Consider the following 18,045-nt stretch of genomic DNA (forward strand, 5'->3'; position numbering starts at 1 on the left):
CGAGCCGGCACTGCCGGTGTCGACCTGCAGGGCCCCGGCCCGCAGGCCCTGGTCCTCGAGCTGCGCGCGCAGGTCGGGCAGGTGGTCGCGCAGCAGGTCGGCGGCGGCGCCGTCCGCGGCGTGCAGGTGGATGGCCACCTCGCCGCGGCGCAGCTCGACGGTCACGTTGACCGCGCCGAGGTCCTGGGGGTGGAGCTGGAGCCGCAGCGACTGCTCGCCGTCCGGGCCCCTCAGCAGGGGCGAGACCGCGGTCATCACCTGGTGGTGCGGCAGCTCGCGCGGCGCGGCCGGCGCCTGGGCGGTGGGTGCTACCGGCTCAACCGTTGACACGTGCACCGGGACGGCCGGGTGGAAGGACGGCGTCACGGGCGGCGCGAGGACGGTCCGCGGGCGGTCGCCGGAGCCGGACGAGCCGGTATCGCGCGCCTCACCACCGCCGCCGGCTGCGGCTGCGGTCCCGCTCACCCCCGCGGCCGGCAGGGCTGGATCCGCTTGCACCGCAGGCGCTTCGACAGTCGGCAGGCGGTCGCCAGGGGCCGGCAGGGCGAACGCCGCGGCTGGCGGCGCGGGCACGAAGGCGGGGGCCTGCCCCGTGACGACGGCCCTCGGCTGGTCCGTGACGTCGATCGTCCCGGTGCCGGCGGCGGACCCGGCCCCCGCTGCCGAGGCATCGGGACCGGTGGCCGGGGCCACCGGGGCCAGCCACTGCACGCCGGCCGCCTGCGCCGTCGAGGGCCCCGTCGAGAGCCCGGTCGAGAGCACTGCGGCGGCCGAGCCGGCGGTCCTCCCCGCGGGCGACGGAGCCCCCGGCGCCGCAGCGGTCGGTGCCGGGCCTGCGGCCTCGGTGACAGCGGGCGACCCCAAGGACGGCCCGGCGGAAAGGGCCACAGCGGCCGAGCCGGCCGCCGCACTGGCCACCGCACCGGCCGGCTGCACCCCGACGGGTCCGGCTGCCGCAGCGGGCACCGCGGCATCCTGCGGTGACGGCACCGGCAGCGCGGCCGAGAGCGCCGCCAGGAACGCGACCGACGTCGTGTCGGTCGAGGGGTCGGCACCGGCACGACCCGGGGCGGCCCCGGGCTGCACCGGACCGGCGCCGGCGGGGATGGCAGCGGTCACGCCCCACCTCCGTTCTGGTAGGCCAGCACCCGCTGCACGTAGGCGCGGGTCTCGGCATAGGGCGGCACGCCGCCGTAGCGGCGGACCGCCTCCGGGCCGGCGTTGTAGGCAGCCAGCGCCAGCTCGTTCGAGCCGAACGTGCGCAGGTCCCGCGCGAGCAGCCGGGCCGCACCGTCCACGGCCTGGGCGGGGTCGAGCGGGTTGACGCCGAGGCTGCGGGCGGTGCCGGGCATGAGCTGCATGAGGCCGAGCGCACCGGCGGGGCTGACCGCCGAGGGGTTGAACCCGCTCTCCGCGCGCGCCACCGACGCGAGCAGGCTCGCGGGCACCCCGTTCCGGGCGGCCGCCGCGGTGAACAGGTCCCGGTATGCCGCGGGCGCGGCTGCCAGCGCCCCCGTCGCCGGGCCGGCCGCGCCGGCGGCCAGAGACGGCACGCCCGACGGGCTCAGCGGGTCCGGCAGGATCCGCCGGATCGCGGTCGGGGTGCGGTAGACGGCCTCGACCTTGACCACGTCACCGGTCTTGGGGGCCACGACCATCTGGCCGTTGCCGGCGTAGATGCCGATGTGGTCGACCGGGTCGCCGAACGCGAGCAGGTCACCGGGCCGGGCCTGCGCGAGGGAGGCGACGGGCGCCCCCTGCCGGGCCTGGTCCGCCGCGACCCGCGGCAGGTCGACACCGAGGTCGGCGTAGACCCGCTGCACCAGCCCGGAGCAGTCCAGGCCGTGCTGCGGGTCGGTGCCGCCCCAGACGTACGGCACGCCGAGGTAGCGGCGCGCGTCGGCGACCACCTGGTCGCCGGTGGCGGCGGTGGTCGCCGGCGCCGGGTCGGCCCCGGCGACGGCCGTACCGGCGCTCGTGTCGGCCGTGGCGGCCGCCAGCCGCGAGGCGAACGTGTCGGCCGAGGCGGAGGCAGGCACAGAGACGGAGGCGGCGGCGAACCGGTCCTGGATGCTGAGCATCCGGGACTGGACGGCGGCCAGGCCGGACAGGTCGAGGCTCATCGTCGCTCCCCCGCCCGGGTGGCCGCGATCTCCTCGCCGACCTGCTGGTCCTGGGCGAGCTGGGCGAGGCGCTCGGCCTCGCGGGCGCGCTCCTCGAGGCGCTCGATGGCGGTCATCCGCTGGGCGGCCTCGCTCCACAGGCAGCGCCTCTCCTCCAGCGCCTGGCGGGTGGCTGCCTCGGTGACGACGGCGCGGTGCACCGAGGCGGCCCGGGCCTCCATCCGGGAGCGGCCCCACAGGAACTGCTCCACCGAGGCGGGGGCGGCGGCGGCCGGTGCGTCGGACAGCTGCTCCCGCGAGCGCTGCAGTGCCGCAGCCGCCAGGCCCTGCTGGGCCGCGGCGGCACCGAGCTGGGCGCGGGCGGCCTCCTCGGCGATCGTGCGCACCCGCAGCAGCGTGGCCAGGGCCGAACGGGAACGGGCGCTCACGCGGACACCGCCAGCTGGTGCAGCGCGGCCCACGCGTCCGGCAGGCCGGTGACGTCCTCGACGTCCTGGCGCAGGAAGCCGTCGATGGCGTCCGCCTGGCGCAGGGCCCGGTCCACCAGCGGGTTGGACCCGGCGACGTAGGCGCCGATCTCGACGAGGTCCTTGGCGTCCCGGCGCGCGGCCAGCAGCCGGCGCAGGGCGGTCGCATCGGCGCGCTGGTCGCGGCTGGTGATCGCGTTGACGCTGCGGGAGATCGACTCGAGCACGTCGATGCTCGGGAAGTGCCCGGAGGTCGCGAGCCGGCGGTCGAGCACGACGTGGCCGTCGAGGATCGAGCGAGCCGCGTCGGCGATGGGGTCGTTCATGTCGTCACCCTCGACGAGGACGGTGTACAGCCCGGTGATGCTGCCCCTCTCGGCCGTGCCGGCTCGCTCCATCAGCTGCGGCAGCAGGCCGAAGACCGACGGCGGGTAGCCCCGGGTGGCCGGCGGCTCCCCGGCGGCCAGGCCCACCTCGCGCTGCGCCATGGCCACGCGGGTGACGCTGTCCATGGCCAGCAGCACGTCCTCGCCGCGGTCGCGGAACCACTCGGCGATACGGGTCGCCGTCGAGGCGGCGCGCAACCGGACCAGCGCCGGCTCGTCGGAGGTGGCCACGACGACCACCGACCGGGCCAGGCCCTCGGGCCCGAGGTCGCGCTCGACGAACTCGCGCACCTCACGTCCGCGCTCGCCGACGAGGGCCAGCACGCACACCGGCGCCTGGGTGCCCCGCACGATCATGGACAGCAGGCTGGACTTGCCGACCCCGGAGCCGGCGAAGATGCCGATGCGCTGGCCCCGGCCGCAGGGGACGAGGGTGTCCAGCGCCCGCACGCCGAGGCCGAGCTGGGTGTCGATGCGGCTGCGGCGCATGGCCGGCGGTGCGGCCCCCTCGACCCCGGTCAGGGTGACGTCGGTCGGTGCGGGTCCACCGTCCATCGGGCGGCCGAGCGCGTCCACGACGCGGCCGAGCAGCCCGGCGCCGACCGGCACGCGCAGCGGGCCGCCGGTGGTGACCACCGGCGCACCGCGGCGGACCCCACGCAGGTCCGAGACCGGCATACAGGTGGCGACGTCCTCACGCAGGGCGACGACCTCGGCCAGGATCGGGCCGTCGTCGCCGGCGATGGACACGGCTTCGCCGACCGCGAGGTCGAGCCCGGCGACGTCGATGGACAGGCCGACCGCGCGGGTGACGTGCCCGGTGACCTCCGGCGCCGCGGCACGAACGAGGGCCTCCAGCAGGGCGCTCACGACTGCAGCACCGCCCGGACGCGCTCCAGCGCCGGCCCGAGCTGGCCGTCGATGCGGCGCTCGCCGGCGTCCACGACGCACCCACCACGCTCGACCTGGGGGTCGGCGACGAGGGTCAGGCTGCGCCCGGCAGCGAGAGGACCGCGAGCGGCGACGGCCTCGACGTCGTCGGGGTGCAGGCGCACCACCGCGACGCTGCCGGCCGGCGCGAGCGAGAGCGCCCGCTCGACGGCCTCCCGGGCCGGGCACCCGGCGACCTCGAGGTGGTGGCCCACGAGGGCCTCGGCGATCTCGACCGCCAGGACGGCACCGCTGCGGTGCAGCTCCTCCACGGCCGGTGCCTCCCGCTGCGCGAGCGCGGTGGCCGCCTGGGCCAGGGTGGCCAGGGTGGACGCCAGCTGGGCCGCCCGCACCTGACGCTCCTGCTCCTCGCGGGCGGCGACGGCGGCGAGCTCGGCCTCGAGCTCGCGCCGGGCCACCTCCCGTCCCTGCTCCAGCCCGGCGCGGAGGCCGTCCTCGAAGCCGGCGGTCCGGGCCTCGTCGGCGGCGGTGCTCGCCGCCTCGGCCACGACCGCCTCGAGCGTCGGGTCGCACAGCCGCGGGTCGGCCCCGTGCGTGCTCACCCAGGGGGTGGAACGCAGGTCGGCGCCGATCCGGGCGGGGCGCACCGCGCGGGCCTCCGACCCGCGCATGACGACCGAGCGCGGGAGGCTCTCAGACCACGAACTCATCGCTGCCCCCTCGCGAGATCAGGATCTCCCCCGCCTCCTCCAGCTCGCGGATCTGCCGGACGACGATGGCCTGGGCCTCCTCGACCTGCTTGAGCCGCACCGGGCCGAGCACCTCCATGTCCTCCGCGAGCGCGGTGCCGGCCCGCTCGGACATGTTGCGGATGATCTTGTCCCTGACGTCGGCCTTGACGCCCTTGAGCGCCACGGCCAGGTCCTTGGTCTCGACGTGCCGGAGCAGGACCTGCACCGAGCGGTCATCGAGCATGACGATGTCCTCGAACATGAACATCTGCGCGCGGACGTTCTCGGCCAGCTCGCTGTCGCGGACCTCCAGGCCCTGCAGGATGAGCCGTTCGGTGGCCCGGTCGGAGTGGTTGATGATCTCCACGAGCGGCTGGAGCCCTCCGACGGCCGAGTAGTCGCTGCTCTGCAGGACCGTCGACAGGCGACGCTCGAGGTGTGCCTCGACCTGCTTGACGATCTCCGGCGAGGTGCGGTCCATCACCGCGAGGCGGTGGGCGACGTCGGCCTGCAGGTCCTCCGGCAGGCCGGAGAGCACGACCGCGGCCTGGTCGGCCGCCATGTGCGCCAGCACGAGGGCGATCGTCTGCGGGTGCTCGTCCTGCAGGAACGAGAGCACCATCCGGGGGTCGATGCGCCGCAGGAACTCGAACGGCATCTCCACCATCGTGGAGGTGAGCCGGGCCAGCACCGCCTTGGCCTTGTCCGCGCCGAGGGTGGCCACGAGGACCTCCTCGGCGTAGGCCATGCCGCCCTGGCTGTAGTAGTGGCGGGCGGCGGCCAGCTCCTGGAACTCGCGCAGCACGGCGTCGCTGGTGTTGACGTCGATCTCCTCGAGCCGCGCGATCTCCGCGGTGAGGGCCTCGACCTCGGGCTCGCGCAGGCCCTTGAGGATCTGCGCGGACTGCTCCTTGCCGACCTGGACGAGCAGCACGGCTGCCTTGCGCAGCCCCGTGAGGTGGTCGATCGCGGTCATGGTCAGGGCCTCCGTTCGACGAGCCAGCCGCGCACCAGGCGGGCCACCTCGTCGGGCTGGTCGTCGATGAGCTGGCTGATCTCGTCGCGCATCGCCGCACGCATCTCGGCCTCGGGCGAGATCGGCTTCGGCGCCTCCAGCACGGGCGGCGCGCCCAGGCCGGAGTCGATCGCCAGTGTCTGCGGCCGGGCGATCTGGGCACGCTCCTCGCGGTAGGCCTCGAGCTCCCCGAGGTCGACCGGGGTCCTCTCGACCTTGCGGCTGCGGCGGGCGAAGACGAACAGCGCCAGGGCCAGCAGCAGGACCAGGCCCACCGTCTTGGCCAGGTTGACGAGGTCGGAGGTGCGCTTGTCCGACTCGGCCTGGGCCAGCTCCCTGGCCGCCGCAGCGGCGGCCTTGGTGTCGAACGGCAGCTTGTCGACCGTGACGACGTCACCGCGGGTGGTGTCCAGGCCGGCCGCGGAGGCGACCAGCGCGCTGATCTGCTTGGGGTCGGCCGAGCCGGTGGTGGTCGCGTCGAGGACGACCGCCACCGTCATCCGCTTGACCTGCCCCGGCGCCGCCGTGGTGTGGGTCTTCTGGGTGCCGACGGCGTTGGTCTGGTCGCCAGACTCCTTGGTGTACGTCGAGGCGGACCCGCCGGTGCCGCTCGGCACGGAGATGTTGTCCGGACCGAGCACGCCACCGACGGCGGCCCCGTTGCCCTTGAACGTCTCCTTGCTCGTGCTGACCGTCAGCGGGACCTGCTTCTTGTCCACGAGGTACTCCTCGCGGTCGACGGTCTGCTGGTCGTAGTTGAGCGAGGTGTCGACGCGCACGACCGCGTGGCCGGGGCCGACGACCTTGTCGAGCATCGACTGGACGGCGGCGGCGGTGGCGTCGGAGGCGGTGCGGCTCTGCTGGGCGCGGGCGTCGCTCAGGGCCGAGGACGCGCCGTCCTGCCCGGCGGCGCTGAGCACCTGGCCGCTGGCGTCGGCGACGGTGACCGCCGAGGGGTCGAGCTTGGGCACGGCCGAGGACACCAGGTGCACCACGGCCTCGACCTGGCTGCTCGTCAGCGAGGTGCCCGGCGCGGTCTTGACCAGCACCGAGGCGGTGGGCTTGGCGGCGTCGCTGGTGAAGACGTCCTGCTCGGGCAGGGCCAGGTGCACGACCGCGGCCTGCACCCCGTCGATGGACTCGATCGTCTTGCGCAGCTCACCCTCCAGCGCGCGCTGGTAGGTGATCTTCTGCTGGAAGTCGGAGGTGGTCAGGCTCTGCTTGTCCAGCAAGGAGTAGCCGTCGCCGTTGCCCCCGCCGGCGGGCAGGCCCTGACCGCTGAGGTTGATCCGCTGCTGGTAGACGTCGGCCTGCGGCACGAGCACCGTGGTCCCGCCGTCGGCGAGCTGGTACGGCTCCTTGGCCTCGGTGAGCTTGGCGGTGATCGCCGCGGCGTCGGTCGAGGACAGGCTGGTGAACAGCGGGGCATACGTCGGCTGGGAGACCCAGGACACGAAGAAGGTGCCGCCGACGACGGCCGCCACCACGGCGATCGCGGTCATCGCCTTCTGGCCGGTGGTGAAGCCGGAGAACAGGTTGCGGGCGCGCGCCAGCAGCGCCTTGGGGTCGAAGCCGTTCACATCTGCATCCGCATGATCTCGTTGAAGGCGTCAACGGCCTTGTTGCGCACGGCCACGGTCAGGCTCGTGGCCACCGAGGCCTCGTTGGACGCGATCATGTAGTCGTGGATGTCGGTCAGGTCACCGGTGGCTGCCTTGACGGCCAGGTTGTCGCTGGTGCTCTGCAGGTCCTGGAGCTGCTGCAGGCTGTTGGACACGAGGCCGCCGAAGTCGACGCCGGGCGCGGCGGTGGCGGCAGCGGGGGCGGCCACCTGCGGCACGGGGAGCGCGCCGATCGCGGAGATGGGGGGAATCATCACGTCACTTCCCGAGTCCGAGCGCGGCCTGGTAGGCGTCCTGCGCCCGCTGCACCACCGACAGGTTCGCCTGGTAGGCGCGCTGGGCGATGATCAGCTGGCCCATCTGGTCGGCCAGGTCGATGTCGGGCACGCGCACGTTGCCGTTCTTGTCCGCCAGCGGGTTGTCCGGCTGGTAGACGATCCGGCCCTGGGCGCTGCCGAGCTCGATCCCGGCGACCTGGGCGCCACCGGCGTTGCCGTAGTCCTGCGCCTGCGCCACGACGTAGCGGGCCTGGAAGGCCGGCCCGCTGGTCGGCGCGACGTCGTTGATGTTGGAGACGTTGTCGGACACCGCATCCAGCCACTTGCGGTAGACCACCAGCCCGGAGCCGGCGTTGTTGATCGCGTCGAACATGCCCATCAGGCGCCGCCCCCGATCGCCAGGCGCAGCTGGCTGAACTTGGCCGTCATCGCCTCGATCGCGAGTGAGTAGGACAGGTTGGTCTGCTCGCCGGCCAGTGTCTCCTCGTCGAGGTTGACGTTGTTGCCGTTGGTGTTCGTCGGCTCGAGCGACCGCGCGAGGCTCGGTGTGGCGGCGGCGGGGTCGCCCCCGGCGGCGAGGGTGCTGCGCAGGCTGTCCTCGAAGTCGACCTTGCCGGCCAGGAAGCCGGGGGTCTCGATGTTCGCGATGTTGTCCGCGATGGTGCGCTGACGCAGGGCGAGCCCCGACAGCGCCTGGTGCAGCGCGCTCATCGTGACGTCGCCGAGAGGCTCCGGCATTGAGGTCTTCCTCCAGCAGCGGTCGACGGGTCAGGCCCCCTCGGGAGGGGCCTGTGGGCGGGTGGGGCACCGCCTGTCCGTGGCAGCCGCTGGTCGTCCGTGACCGGGCCCCTCATCGGCGCACCCCCTGGGGACCTGAGGACTTGTGCCAAGTCCTGGCACAACGCGGTATGCCGGGTGGCCACGGGGAGGGCCGCGCAAGGCCCGAACCCCTCACCTGCGGCCGGTGGCCGCCGATAGGTGGAGCGACCGCAACGCACGGACGCAACGCGCGAGGAGCTCGAAGGAGGGCCCGTGTTCGAGCTTTCCGAGATGGAGGAGATCGTCCAGGAGTTCCTGGTCGAGTCGCACGAGAACCTCGACCAGCTGGACCGCGACCTGGTCCAGCTCGAACGTGACCCCGGCTCCCGCGAGCTGCTGGCCGCCATCTTCCGCACCATCCACACGATCAAGGGCACCAGCGGCTTCCTGGCGTACGGCCGGCTCGAGCAGGTCAGCCATGTCGGCGAGGGCCTGCTGAGCCGGTTGCGTGACGGCGAGCTGGAGCTGGACTTCGAGCGCGCGGCGGCCCTGCTCGACCTGGTCGACGCCATCCGGACCGTGCTGTCCTCGATCGAGGCGACCGGCCAGGAGGGCGAGCACGACTTCTCCGCCCTCGTCGCCCGGCTGGAGCGGCTGCAGTCCGCGGACCCGGAGCCGGCACCGGCCCGGACGGAGGCGCCCCGGCCGGCCGCGGTGCCAATGTCGCAGCCCGCGGAACCCGAGGGTGGCGAGGTGGACAGCCGGCGGGGCGTGGCCGACCACACCATCCGCGTCGACGTCGGCGTGCTCGACGAGCTGATGCAGATGGTCGGCGAGCTGGTGCTCACCCGGAACCGGATCGTGCAGCAGGCGGGGACGATCGCCGACCCCGCCCTGATGCAGACCGCGCACCGCCTCGACGTCATCGCCGCCGGGCTGCAGGAGGGCGTCATGAAGACGCGGATGCAGCCGATCGGCAACATCTGGAGCAGGATGCCCCGGGTCGTGCGCGACCTCGGCGTGGTCTGCGGCCGGCAGGTCCGCGTGGACATGGAGGGCCGCGAGACCGAGCTGGACCGCTCGCTGCTCGAGGCGATCAAGGACCCCCTGACGCACCTGGTCCGCAACGCCGTGGACCATGGCATCGAGCCCCCGCAGGAACGCGTCGCCCTCGGCAAGCCCGCCGAGGGCGTCATCTGGCTGCGGGCCTACCAGCAGGGCGGCAAGGTCCACGTCGAGATCACCGACGACGGCCGGGGCATCGACCCCGAGCGGGTCGGCCTCAAGGCGGTCGAGCGCGGCCTGCTCACCCCCGAGCAGCTGGCCACCCTCTCCCCGGAGGAGACCACGTCGCTGGTGTTCCAGCCCGGTTTCTCCACCGCCGAGGCGGTCAGCAGCGTCTCCGGTCGCGGCGTGGGCATGGACGTGGTGCGCACCAACATCGAGCAGGTCGGCGGGGCCGTGGCGCTGCGCAGCGTCCCCGGCCTCGGCAGCACCGTCACCCTGCAGATCCCGTTGACCCTGGCCATCATCCCCGCGCTGACCGTCGCCACTGGTGGCCAGCGCCTGGCCATCCCGCAGCTCAGCCTGGTCGAGCTGGTCGCCGTCCCCGCCGGCGAGGCGCGCACCACGATCGAGGACGTCTCCGGCGTGCCCGTCCTGCGGCTGCGCGGCCGGCTGCTCCCGCTGGTGCACCTCGACTCTGCGCTGGGGCTGGAGGCGTGCCGGCGCGTCGACGGCACGGTGTCGATCGTGGTCGTGCAGAGCGAGGGCCGTCAGTTCGGCATCGTCGTCGACCGGGTGGTCGACACCGAGGAGATCGTGGTCAAGCCACTCAGCTCCCAGCTCGCCGGCATCGGGCTGTATGCCGGGGCGATGGTCTCCGGCGACGGTGCGGTGGCGCTGATCCTGGACGTCACGGCGCTGGGGCACCGCAGCGGGGTGCTCGGCGCGGCCCGGGAGCTGGCCGGCACCGCCGAGCCCGAGCAGGTCACCGTGGACCAGCGGCGCGAGGCGTTCCTCGTCGTGGGGGTCGGGCCGGAGCGCCGGGTGGCGGTGCCGCTGGCCGCGGTGCACCGGATCGAGGAGCTGTCCACCGCGACGCTGGAGCGTGTCGGCGGCCGTGAGGTCATCCAGTACCGCGACGGCATCCTGCCCCTGACCCGGCTGACCCGGGTGATGGGCATGGTCGAGGACCGCGGCCCGCAGGAGCGGGTGCAGGTGGTCGTCTACAGCGAGGGCGGGCGCAGCGTCGGCCTGGTCGTCAGCGCCATCCACGACATCAGCGACGACTTCGACGGCGTGAGCAGCGACCTCGGCGGGCCGGGCCTGAACGGCTCGGTGGTCGTGGGCCGCCAGGTCGCCGAGCTGCTCGACGTCCGCGGCGCCGTGCTCGCCGCAGATCCCCTGTTCTACGAGCCGGCCGCGCCGGCGCTGCTCGACTGGATGGCGGTGCCCTCGTGAGCGACACCCGCCGGCTGTCCTCGTTCGCCGTCGACGACGGGCTGTTCGGCCTCGACGTCGAGCACGTGCAGGAGGTCATCCGCACGCCGCCGATCACCCCGGTCCCGCTCGCGCCGCCGGCCGTGCTCGGGCTGGCCAACCTGCGCGGGCAGGTCGTCACCGTCCTGGACCTGCGCACCCGGCTGGGGCTCGAGCCGCGCCCGCAGCACGGCACGGTCACCGTCGTGGTGCGCCACGACGGTGAGGTCGTCGGGCTCGTGGCCGACGCCCCCGGTGACCTCCTCGAGGTCGGCGCGGAGCAGCAGGACCCGCCCCCCGAGGCACTCACCGGACCACCGGCCGAGCTCATCAGCGGCACCTGCCGCCTGCCGGACCGGCTGCTGCTGGTCCTGGACGTCGCGCAGGCGGTGCGGGTCCCCGCAACGGCCTGACCCGGCATACCGGCTCCCCTGCGCGCGCGGCGCGCACCCCAGACCACGGATGGACAACGAAAGGACCACGGCCATGGCCGACACGACGCCCACGGACGGGCAGACCACGCCGGAGGTGGAGGCAGCGCCCGCGGTGGTCCCGCGGCGCCGCAAGCGTGACCGGTTCCGCGGCTGGTTCGCCAACCGCCGGATGAACACCAAGATCCTCATGTCCGTGCTGGTGGTGACCCTGGTCTCGATCGGCGTGGTCGTGCTGTCGGTGGTCAAGCTGGAGACCGTCAACTCCTCGGTGCACGGCCTCCAGCGCGACAACCTCGTCCCCATCACCGAGCTCGCCGCGATGCAGAAGCAGGCGCAGCAGAGCTGGATCGACATGGCCAACCTCGCCGAGGCGACGACGGCGGCCTCGCGCCAGGACTGGCTCAACCACATCCACCAGCAGGACACCGTCCTGGACTCGGCGATGACCGCCTACATGGCGCACGCCGCGCGCAAGGACCTCGTCTCGAAGTTCCAGACCGTGTGGAGCGACTACCGGCTCACCCGCGACTCCACGGCGATCCCGCTGGTCATCTCCGGCGACCGGGCGAAGTACGCGCAGGTCCGGGAGGACAAGCTCGCCCCCGCCACGGAGCAGGCGTTCGCGCTGATCGACCAGATGACCGCCGTGGAGCAGTCCGACGCCCAGGCGACGGTGACCCGCTCGGACAGCACCTTCCGCGACGCGGTCACGTTCATCATCGGCTGGCTGCTGATCGGGGTGGCCCTCGCCGTCGGCCTGGCGCTGTTCCTGGCGCACCTGGTGACCAGCCCGCTGCGCCGGGTCAGCCGGGTGCTGCGCGCCGTCGCGGAGGGTGACCTGACCCAGACCGCCCGGGTCGACTCCCACGACGAGGTCGGCGCCATGGCCGCGGACCTCAACACCGCCGTCGCCAGCCTGCGCCAGGCGATCGCCACGATGGCCACCAGTGCCGGCACCCTGGCGGTCAGCTCCGAGGAGCTGTCGGCCACCAGCCAGCAGATCGCCGCGAGCGCCGAGGAGACCTCGGCCCAGGCCAACGTCGTGGCCGCTGCCTCGGAGCAGGTCAGCCGCAACGTCCAGACCGTTGCCGCCGGCTCGATGGAGATGGGTGCCTCGATCCACGAGATCGCCCAGAACGCCACGGAGGCGGCCCGGGTCGCCCAGTCCGCGGTGGTGCACGCGGCCGAGACCAACGCCCAGGTCGGCAAGCTCGGCGAGTCCTCCCAGGAGATCGGCAACGTCATCAAGGTGATCACCCAGATCGCCGAGCAGACCAACCTGCTGGCCCTCAACGCCACGATCGAGGCGGCCCGCGCCGGTGACGCCGGACGCGGCTTCGTGGTGGTCGCCAACGAGGTCAAGGAGCTCGCCCGCGAGACGGCCCGGGCGACAGACGACATCGCCCACCGGGTCCAGACGATCCAGGGCGACACCGCCGTGGCGGTCCGGGCCATCGGCGAGATCGGCGACATCATCCACCGCATCAGCGACTTCCAGACCACGATCGCCTCGGCCGTGGAGGAGCAGACCGCCACGACCAACGAGATGAACCGCAATGTCCACGAGGCCGCCACCGGCAGCACCGAGATCGCGACCAACATCAACGGGGTCGCGACGGCGGCCGAGACCACGACCGCCGGCGTCGCGCAGACCCAGCAGGCCGCGGCCGAGCTGGCGCACCTGTCCAGCGAGCTGCAGACCCTGGTGGCGCACTTCCGCTACTGACGCGCCGACGCACCCCCGCCACGGCGGTGGGCCCGACCATCCCCCGGGTGGCTCAGGTCCACCGCCGTCGTGCCGATGGGGCACTCGAAGGCATGACCGTGACCGTGACTGGAGGACTGGTGCTCGCACTCGTCGTGGACGACTCCCGCGCGATGCGCATGATCCTGCGCCGGGTCATGACCTCGCACGGCTACGAGGTCGTCGAGGCGGGCGACGGCCAGGAGGCCCTGGACCTGCTCGCCGACGGCCTCCGCCCGGACCTCGCCCTGGTCGACTGGAACATGCCGGTCATGGACGGCCTGGCCTTCGTCGCGGTGTGCCGGTCGACGGCGGCCTACCGCGACATCACGCTGATGATGGTCACCACCGAGAGCGAGCGCGCCCAGATCGTGCGCGCCCTGGCGGCCGGCGCCCACGACTACGTGATCAAGCCGTTCACCGCCGACACGATCACCGCCAAGCTGCAGGTCCTCGGCCTGGCGGGCACACCGCGATGAGCCGCATCGGCGTGCTCGTCGTCGACGACTCGGTCGTCGTGCGGCGCATGGTGTCCGAGGCGCTGTCGGCCGACCCGGCCCTGGAGGTCCTGGGCACTGCCCCCAACGGGCAGGTGGCGCTGCAGAAGCTGGACCAGCTCGCCCCCGACTGCGTCGTCCTGGACATCGACATGCCGGTCATGGACGGCCTGGAGACGCTGCGCCGCATCCGTATCTCGCGCCCTCACCTGCCGGTCGTCATGTTCAGCACCCTGACCGAGCGCGGCGCGAGCGCCACGCTGGACGCGCTGGCGCTCGGGGCCAGCGACTACCTGCCCAAGCCGGCCCACGTCGCCAACGCCCCCGAGGCCATCGCCGTGGTGCGGGCCCAGCTGGCGCCCAGGATCGTGGCCCTGTGCGGCCGCCCGTTCGCGCCGCGGCTGGCCCAGGCCACGACCGGTGACGGGGTCCCCGCCCCGGTCGCTTCAGGCCCGGGGCGGGTCGACGTCGTCGTCATCGGTGCCTCGACCGGCGGCCCCGGAGCGCTGGAGACGGTCCTCCCGGCGCTGCCCGCGGACCTGCCCGTTCCCGTGCTGGTGGTCCAGCACATGCCGCCGATGTTCACCCAGCTCCTGGCCGAGCGGCTCGACCGGCACTGCGCCCTGGACGTGCGCGAGGCCACCCACGGCTCGGTCATCCAGCCGGGCCAGGTGCTCATCGCCCCCGGCGACCGGCACCTGACCATCGCCCGGCGCGAGGTGCACGTCTACGTCAGGCTGACCGCCGACCCGCCGGAGAACTTCTGCCGGCCGGCCGTCGACCCGCTGTTCCGCTCCGCCGCCGAGGTCTACGGGCCCGGCACGCTGGCGCTCGTCCTCACCGGGATGGGCAACGACGGCCGGCGCGGGTCGGCCGCCGTGTACGGCCGGCACGGCCGGGTACTGGCCCAGGACGCGGCCACCTCGACCGTGTGGGGCATGCCCGGCGCGGTCGTCGGCGCCGGCCTGGCCGACCGGGTGCTGCCGCTGGACCAGATGGCCGAGGTGCTGCTGGCCGCGGTGGCCGAGGGCCGCTCCGACTTCCGCCCCCCGGCGCCGCAGGCGGCCCGGCCCCTGGCCGCAGGAGGCCAGCCATGACGATTGCCAACGGCGACTTCGAGTTCGTCTCCGGGCTGGTGCAGCGGGAGTCCGCGATCTCCCTGCCCAAGGGCAAGGAGTACCTCGTGGAGGCGCGCCTGACCCCGCTGGCGCGCGATACCGGTCTGGGGTCTCTGCCCGCCCTGGTGGCCGAGCTGCGCCAGGGAGACAGCGGTGAGCTGCGCCGGCGCGTCGTGGACGCGATGACCACCAACGAGACCTCGTGGTTCCGCGACCGGACGCCGTTCGAGGCGCTGGGCTGCGGGGTCCTAGACCGGCTGCTCCCCGCGCGCCGGCTCCACGGCCGTGTGCGGATCTGGTCGGCCGGGTGCTCGTCGGGGCAGGAGCCGTACTCCATCGCGATGACGGTCGCGCCGCGGCTGGCCGCCGAGGGGCTGGCCCTCGACCTGGTCGCCACGGACCTGTCGGAGGAGATGGTCACCCGTGGCCGGGCCGGGCGGTACACCGACTTCGAGATGAAGCGGGGGCTGTCGCCCCAGGCCCGCGAGGAGCACTTCACCCGGGTCGAGGACGGCTGGCAGATCAGCGACGAGCTGCGGGCGATGGTCACCTTCCGGTCCCTCAACCTGGCCTCGCCGTTCCCCCCGCTGGGGACCATGGACGTGGTCTTCCTGCGCAACGTGCTCATCTACTTCGACGCCGAGACCAAGGCCCAGGTCCTCGAGCGGGTGGGGCAGCTGCTCGCCCCCGACGGCTACCTGTTCCTCGGCGCCGCCGAGACGACGATCAACGTCGACGAGCGGTTCACACGGACGACCGTGGGCGGCGCGACCGTCTACCGCCTCGACGGGAAGGCTGCGGCATGACACTGGACCCCCAGGACCTCGCCGAGATCGAGGAGATCGCGCGCGACGTCTGGAACGCGCTGCTCGGGCTCGAGGTCACGGTGGCGCAGGCCCCCGACGAGTGCCCGGACGAGGTGGTGACATCGGTCGTGACCGTGAGCGGTGACGCGCTCGGCGTGGTCGGGGTGCAGACCTCCGGCGCGGGCGCGCGCGCGATGGCTGCGGCGATGTTCATGATGGGCGCCGACGAGGTGGGCGAGGCCGAGGTCGCCGACGCCCTGGGCGAGCTCGCCAACGTCGTGGGCGGCAACGTCAAGGGACTGCTGCCCGGCTCCAACCGGCTGTCCCTGCCGGCCCTCCTCGACACCGGCGCCGAGGACCCGCGGGACCTGACTCAGCCGCCGCTGGCCGAGGTGTTCCTCACCTGCGACGGCGAGCCGGTCCTCATCGCCCTGCACGCCCTCTCCCCCGCCGTCACCCCGTCCCCCGCCGCACCCGAACGGATCCCCTGCTGATGCACATCCTCGTCGTCGACGACTCCCGCGCCATGCGCATGATCGTCATCCGCACCCTGCGCCAGGCCGGCTTCGAAGGCCACCAGATCAGCGAGGCCACCGACGGCCGCGAGGCGTTCGAGGCGGTCAAGGACACCCGGCCCGACCTGGTCCTCTCGGACTGGAACATGCCGAACATGACCGGCATCGAGCTGCTCACGGCGCTGCGCCGCTCCGGCGACGAGACGCCGTTCGGGTTCGTCACCTCCGAGGGCTCGGCGGAGATGCGCGACTGGGCGGAGCGGGCCGGCGCGCTGTTCCTCATCGCCAAGCCGTTCAACCCCGACACGTTCCGGGACGCCCTGCTGCCCGTGATGGCCTGAGGCTGCCGCTCGATGACCGTCCTGCCCGCGCCCAAGCGCGTCCGTGACCTCTTCGCCGACCTGCTCGGTCGGGACGTCGATATCTCCCCCTGCCTCGAGCCGGTGGTGCCGACCCTGGTCCGCCCGTGCGCGATCGGTGTCTACGTCACCGACGACCTCAAGACCGGCGCCCTGGTGTGCGCCGACCTGGAGCTGGCGGCCCGCGCCGGGGCGGCGCTGTCGCTGGTGCCCAAGGCCGGGGCCGACGCCGCGATCGAGGGCCGCTACATCCCGCAGAACCTGCTGGACAACTTCGCCGAGGTCATCAACGTCTTCGCCGGGCTCTTCAACGTGCCCAACGCCCCGCACCTGAAGCTGTACTCCGTGGTCGCCCCCGACGAGACCCCGCCGGCCGACCTGGTGCCGCTCGTACGCCGCGTGACCCGCCGGCTCGACCTGCGCCTGGCCATCGACGGCTACGGCCTCGGCCACCTCGCGGTCGTCCTCCCCAGCTGACGGGTTCGCGGCACCGTCCTTCGACGGCCCCCGCTCGCGGCCCCTGTCCTGACCACCGACCCACCGACCGCCAGGGCAACCCCACGGGCGCCCGGGGGGTCAGGGAGGCAAACGCGGGGTCGCCCGGCATGCAGGTCCCGCGCCCGGGTCTTTGTGCGCCGGGGTCGACGAAGTCCACACCGCAGCCCGCCGGGAAGTGTGGGTCTCGTCGACCTCGCGGCGGGGGTGGCCGCCAGATGCATGGGCTTCGTCGACCTCGCGGCGGGGGTGGTCGCCGCATGCATGGGCGTCGTCGACCTCGCGAGCCCCGGTATGCCGTGTGCCCACCACAGCGTGAAGGCCGCCTCCCGGCTGGGAGGCGGCCTTCACGGCATACCGGGAGCGTGTCCCGGGGCGGGCGTCAGCGCAGGAAGTCCATCAGCGACGGCTGGATGATCTTGGCCGTCGCGCCCAGCGCCGCCTGGTAGGCGTTCTGCTGGATCTGCAGCTGGATGATGGTGCCCGGCAGGTCAATGTCCTCGGCGTTGGACAGGCCTGTCGTGATGGTGTCGAGGTGGCTGTTGGCGAGGGTCTGCACGCTGTTGAGGCGGTTGACCCTGGCGCCCACGGCACTCTGGGCCGAGCTCATCGCCTGGGCCGCCGTGTCGAGCTGCCCGAGGGCGGTGTTCAGCCCGGTCGTGTCACCGGACCGCAGCGCCGTCGAGATCCGCTCGAGCAGGCCGGGGGCGACCGTGGGCGGGGTGGTGGAGCCGTTCACCCCGCCGCTGAGCAGGTCGGTGAAGGCCTGGGGACCGGGGACGTTGACCGCGAGCGTGCCGGACTGCGGGTCGGAGGAGACCTGGCGGTTGACGGCCGCCGTGTTGCCGACGAACACCCCGGTCGCCGGGTCGAACGCCACCGAGCCCTTCGCGGTGCCGGCGAACACGGGGGTGTTGCCGTATTGCGTGTTGCCGAGCTGGATCAGCGTCTGACGCAGCTGGTCGACCTCGTCGGCCATGGCTCCTCGTTCATCCGGGCCGTTGGCGGCGTTGGCCCCCTGGACCACGAGCTGGCGCACGCGCTGGACGGACGAGTTCGCCTGGGTCAGGGCGCTGTCGGCGGTGTTGAGCCACGCCAGGCCGTTGTCGATGTTGCGGGTGTACTGCGTGGTCTGCTGCTGGGCCGACCTCAGCTGCATGGCGCTGACGGTGTCCACCGGGGAGTCCGAGGGACGGTTCAGGCGCTTGCCCGACGAGAGCTGCGCCTGCGTGCGCTGCAGGGAGGTCAGGTTGGTCTGCAGGCCCTGGAGCACACCTCGGGCGAGGGTCCCCTGGGTCACGCGGAACGACATGTCAGGCCTGCC

General features: G+C 73.4%; 20 protein-coding genes. 9 read left to right on the forward strand and 11 right to left on the reverse strand.

The annotated features are described in order from the left end of the window. From VF825_RS19465 to flgB, 10 genes are all read right to left on the reverse strand, one after another. The coding region (locus tag VF825_RS19465; protein ID WP_331116521.1) for a flagellar hook-length control protein FliK at positions 1-1,119 on the reverse strand (1,119 nt) is incomplete at its 3' end. Continuing rightward, the gene (locus VF825_RS19470) at positions 1,116-2,123 is read right to left on the reverse strand and encodes a transglycosylase SLT domain-containing protein (RefSeq protein ID WP_331116523.1); all 1,008 of its coding nucleotides are present in this window, start codon (positions 2,121-2,123) and stop codon (positions 1,116-1,118) included. The genes VF825_RS19465 and VF825_RS19470, both read right to left, overlap by 4 nt. Then, positions 2,120-2,551, reverse strand: coding sequence for a hypothetical protein (locus tag VF825_RS19475; protein ID WP_331116525.1), 432 nt, complete (start codon positions 2,549-2,551; stop codon positions 2,120-2,122). The genes VF825_RS19470 and VF825_RS19475 overlap by 4 nt, the downstream gene beginning before the upstream one ends. Then, positions 2,548-3,846: a FliI/YscN family ATPase gene (locus VF825_RS19480; protein ID WP_331116527.1), complete on the reverse strand. Its 1,299-nt coding sequence runs from the start codon at positions 3,844-3,846 to the stop codon at positions 2,548-2,550. Before VF825_RS19480 ends, VF825_RS19475 begins: the two co-directional genes overlap by 4 nt. Next, complete coding sequence (locus VF825_RS19485) at positions 3,843-4,577, reverse strand: FliH/SctL family protein (RefSeq protein WP_331116529.1); 735 nt, start codon at positions 4,575-4,577, stop codon at positions 3,843-3,845. Before VF825_RS19485 ends, VF825_RS19480 begins: the two co-directional genes overlap by 4 nt. After that, on the reverse strand, positions 4,561-5,574 hold the full coding sequence (gene fliG / locus VF825_RS19490) for a flagellar motor switch protein FliG (protein WP_331116531.1): 1,014 nt from the start codon (positions 5,572-5,574) through the stop codon (positions 4,561-4,563). Before fliG ends, VF825_RS19485 begins: the two co-directional genes overlap by 17 nt. A gap of 2 nt (positions 5,575-5,576) precedes the next feature. Further along, the gene (fliF, locus tag VF825_RS19495) at positions 5,577-7,193 is read right to left on the reverse strand and encodes a flagellar basal-body MS-ring/collar protein FliF (RefSeq protein ID WP_331116533.1); all 1,617 of its coding nucleotides are present in this window, start codon (positions 7,191-7,193) and stop codon (positions 5,577-5,579) included. Next, on the reverse strand, positions 7,190-7,489 hold the full coding sequence (gene fliE / locus VF825_RS19500; protein WP_331116535.1) for a flagellar hook-basal body complex protein FliE: 300 nt from the start codon (positions 7,487-7,489) through the stop codon (positions 7,190-7,192). The genes fliF and fliE overlap by 4 nt, the downstream gene beginning before the upstream one ends. A gap of 4 nt (positions 7,490-7,493) precedes the next feature. After that, positions 7,494-7,892: a flagellar basal body rod protein FlgC gene (locus tag VF825_RS19505; RefSeq protein WP_331116537.1), complete on the reverse strand. Its 399-nt coding sequence runs from the start codon at positions 7,890-7,892 to the stop codon at positions 7,494-7,496. After that, the gene (flgB, locus tag VF825_RS19510) at positions 7,892-8,251 is read right to left on the reverse strand and encodes a flagellar basal body rod protein FlgB (RefSeq protein WP_331116539.1); all 360 of its coding nucleotides are present in this window, start codon (positions 8,249-8,251) and stop codon (positions 7,892-7,894) included. Before flgB ends, VF825_RS19505 begins: the two co-directional genes overlap by 1 nt. A 294-nt stretch (positions 8,252-8,545) precedes the next feature. Between flgB and VF825_RS19515 the strand changes: the two genes are divergently transcribed. The 9 genes from VF825_RS19515 (at position 8,546) to VF825_RS19555 (ending at position 16,703) form a co-directional block, all read left to right on the forward strand. Then, positions 8,546-10,735, forward strand: coding sequence for a chemotaxis protein CheA (locus VF825_RS19515; protein WP_331116541.1), 2,190 nt, complete (start codon positions 8,546-8,548; stop codon positions 10,733-10,735). Next, complete coding sequence (locus VF825_RS19520) at positions 10,732-11,166, forward strand: chemotaxis protein CheW (RefSeq protein ID WP_331116543.1); 435 nt, start codon at positions 10,732-10,734, stop codon at positions 11,164-11,166. The genes VF825_RS19515 and VF825_RS19520 overlap by 4 nt, the downstream gene beginning before the upstream one ends. A 73-nt stretch (positions 11,167-11,239) precedes the next feature. Further along, complete coding sequence (locus VF825_RS19525; RefSeq protein WP_331116545.1) at positions 11,240-12,913, forward strand: methyl-accepting chemotaxis protein; 1,674 nt, start codon at positions 11,240-11,242, stop codon at positions 12,911-12,913. A gap of 104 nt (positions 12,914-13,017) precedes the next feature. Next, positions 13,018-13,410, forward strand: a complete 393-nt coding sequence (locus tag VF825_RS19530; RefSeq protein ID WP_331116547.1) for a response regulator — start codon at positions 13,018-13,020, stop codon at positions 13,408-13,410. After that, on the forward strand, positions 13,407-14,525 hold the full coding sequence (locus VF825_RS19535) for a chemotaxis response regulator protein-glutamate methylesterase (protein ID WP_331116549.1): 1,119 nt from the start codon (positions 13,407-13,409) through the stop codon (positions 14,523-14,525). Before VF825_RS19530 ends, VF825_RS19535 begins: the two co-directional genes overlap by 4 nt. After that, the gene (locus tag VF825_RS19540; RefSeq protein WP_331116551.1) at positions 14,522-15,352 is read left to right on the forward strand and encodes a protein-glutamate O-methyltransferase CheR; all 831 of its coding nucleotides are present in this window, start codon (positions 14,522-14,524) and stop codon (positions 15,350-15,352) included. The genes VF825_RS19535 and VF825_RS19540 overlap by 4 nt, the downstream gene beginning before the upstream one ends. After that, positions 15,349-15,846 (forward strand): chemotaxis protein CheX, encoded by a 498-nt coding sequence (locus VF825_RS19545; protein WP_331116553.1) that lies wholly within the window; start codon positions 15,349-15,351, stop codon positions 15,844-15,846. The genes VF825_RS19540 and VF825_RS19545 overlap by 4 nt, the downstream gene beginning before the upstream one ends. Then, on the forward strand, positions 15,846-16,208 hold the full coding sequence (locus VF825_RS19550) for a response regulator (protein WP_331116556.1): 363 nt from the start codon (positions 15,846-15,848) through the stop codon (positions 16,206-16,208). The genes VF825_RS19545 and VF825_RS19550 overlap by 1 nt, the downstream gene beginning before the upstream one ends. Before the next feature lie 12 nt (positions 16,209-16,220). Further along, on the forward strand, positions 16,221-16,703 hold the full coding sequence (locus VF825_RS19555; protein WP_331116558.1) for a hypothetical protein: 483 nt from the start codon (positions 16,221-16,223) through the stop codon (positions 16,701-16,703). A 400-nt stretch (positions 16,704-17,103) separates the two neighbouring features. Here the strand turns inward: VF825_RS19555 and flgL are convergent, their stop codons facing one another. After that, entirely contained in the window at positions 17,104-18,033 is a 930-nt protein-coding gene (gene flgL / locus VF825_RS19560) for a flagellar hook-associated protein FlgL (RefSeq protein ID WP_331116560.1), read from the reverse strand. Positions 18,034-18,045 lie beyond the last annotated feature (12 nt).

It is taken from the genome of Oryzihumus sp., assembly GCF_036391795.1.
GTDB lineage: Bacteria > Actinomycetota > Actinomycetes > Actinomycetales > Dermatophilaceae > Oryzihumus.

Coding starts and splice junctions, on each gene's coding strand:
- flgL (WP_331116560.1), bottom strand. CDS start 18,033: ATGTCGTTCCGCGTGACCCAGGGGACCCTCGCCCGAGGTGTGCTCCAG.
- VF825_RS19505 (WP_331116537.1), bottom strand. CDS start 7,892: ATGGGCATGTTCGACGCGATCAACAACGCCGGCTCCGGGCTGGTGGTC.
- VF825_RS19470 (WP_331116523.1), bottom strand. CDS start 2,123: ATGAGCCTCGACCTGTCCGGCCTGGCCGCCGTCCAGTCCCGGATGCTC.
- VF825_RS19485 (WP_331116529.1), bottom strand. CDS start 4,577: ATGAGTTCGTGGTCTGAGAGCCTCCCGCGCTCGGTCGTCATGCGCGGG.
- VF825_RS19550 (WP_331116556.1), top strand. CDS start 15,846: ATGCACATCCTCGTCGTCGACGACTCCCGCGCCATGCGCATGATCGTC.
- fliG (WP_331116531.1), bottom strand. CDS start 5,574: ATGACCGCGATCGACCACCTCACGGGGCTGCGCAAGGCAGCCGTGCTG.
- VF825_RS19540 (WP_331116551.1), top strand. CDS start 14,522: ATGACGATTGCCAACGGCGACTTCGAGTTCGTCTCCGGGCTGGTGCAG.
- fliE (WP_331116535.1), bottom strand. CDS start 7,489: ATGATTCCCCCCATCTCCGCGATCGGCGCGCTCCCCGTGCCGCAGGTG.
- VF825_RS19535 (WP_331116549.1), top strand. CDS start 13,407: ATGAGCCGCATCGGCGTGCTCGTCGTCGACGACTCGGTCGTCGTGCGG.
- VF825_RS19525 (WP_331116545.1), top strand. CDS start 11,240: ATGGCCGACACGACGCCCACGGACGGGCAGACCACGCCGGAGGTGGAG.
- VF825_RS19555 (WP_331116558.1), top strand. CDS start 16,221: ATGACCGTCCTGCCCGCGCCCAAGCGCGTCCGTGACCTCTTCGCCGAC.
- flgB (WP_331116539.1), bottom strand. CDS start 8,251: ATGCCGGAGCCTCTCGGCGACGTCACGATGAGCGCGCTGCACCAGGCG.
- VF825_RS19545 (WP_331116553.1), top strand. CDS start 15,349: ATGACACTGGACCCCCAGGACCTCGCCGAGATCGAGGAGATCGCGCGC.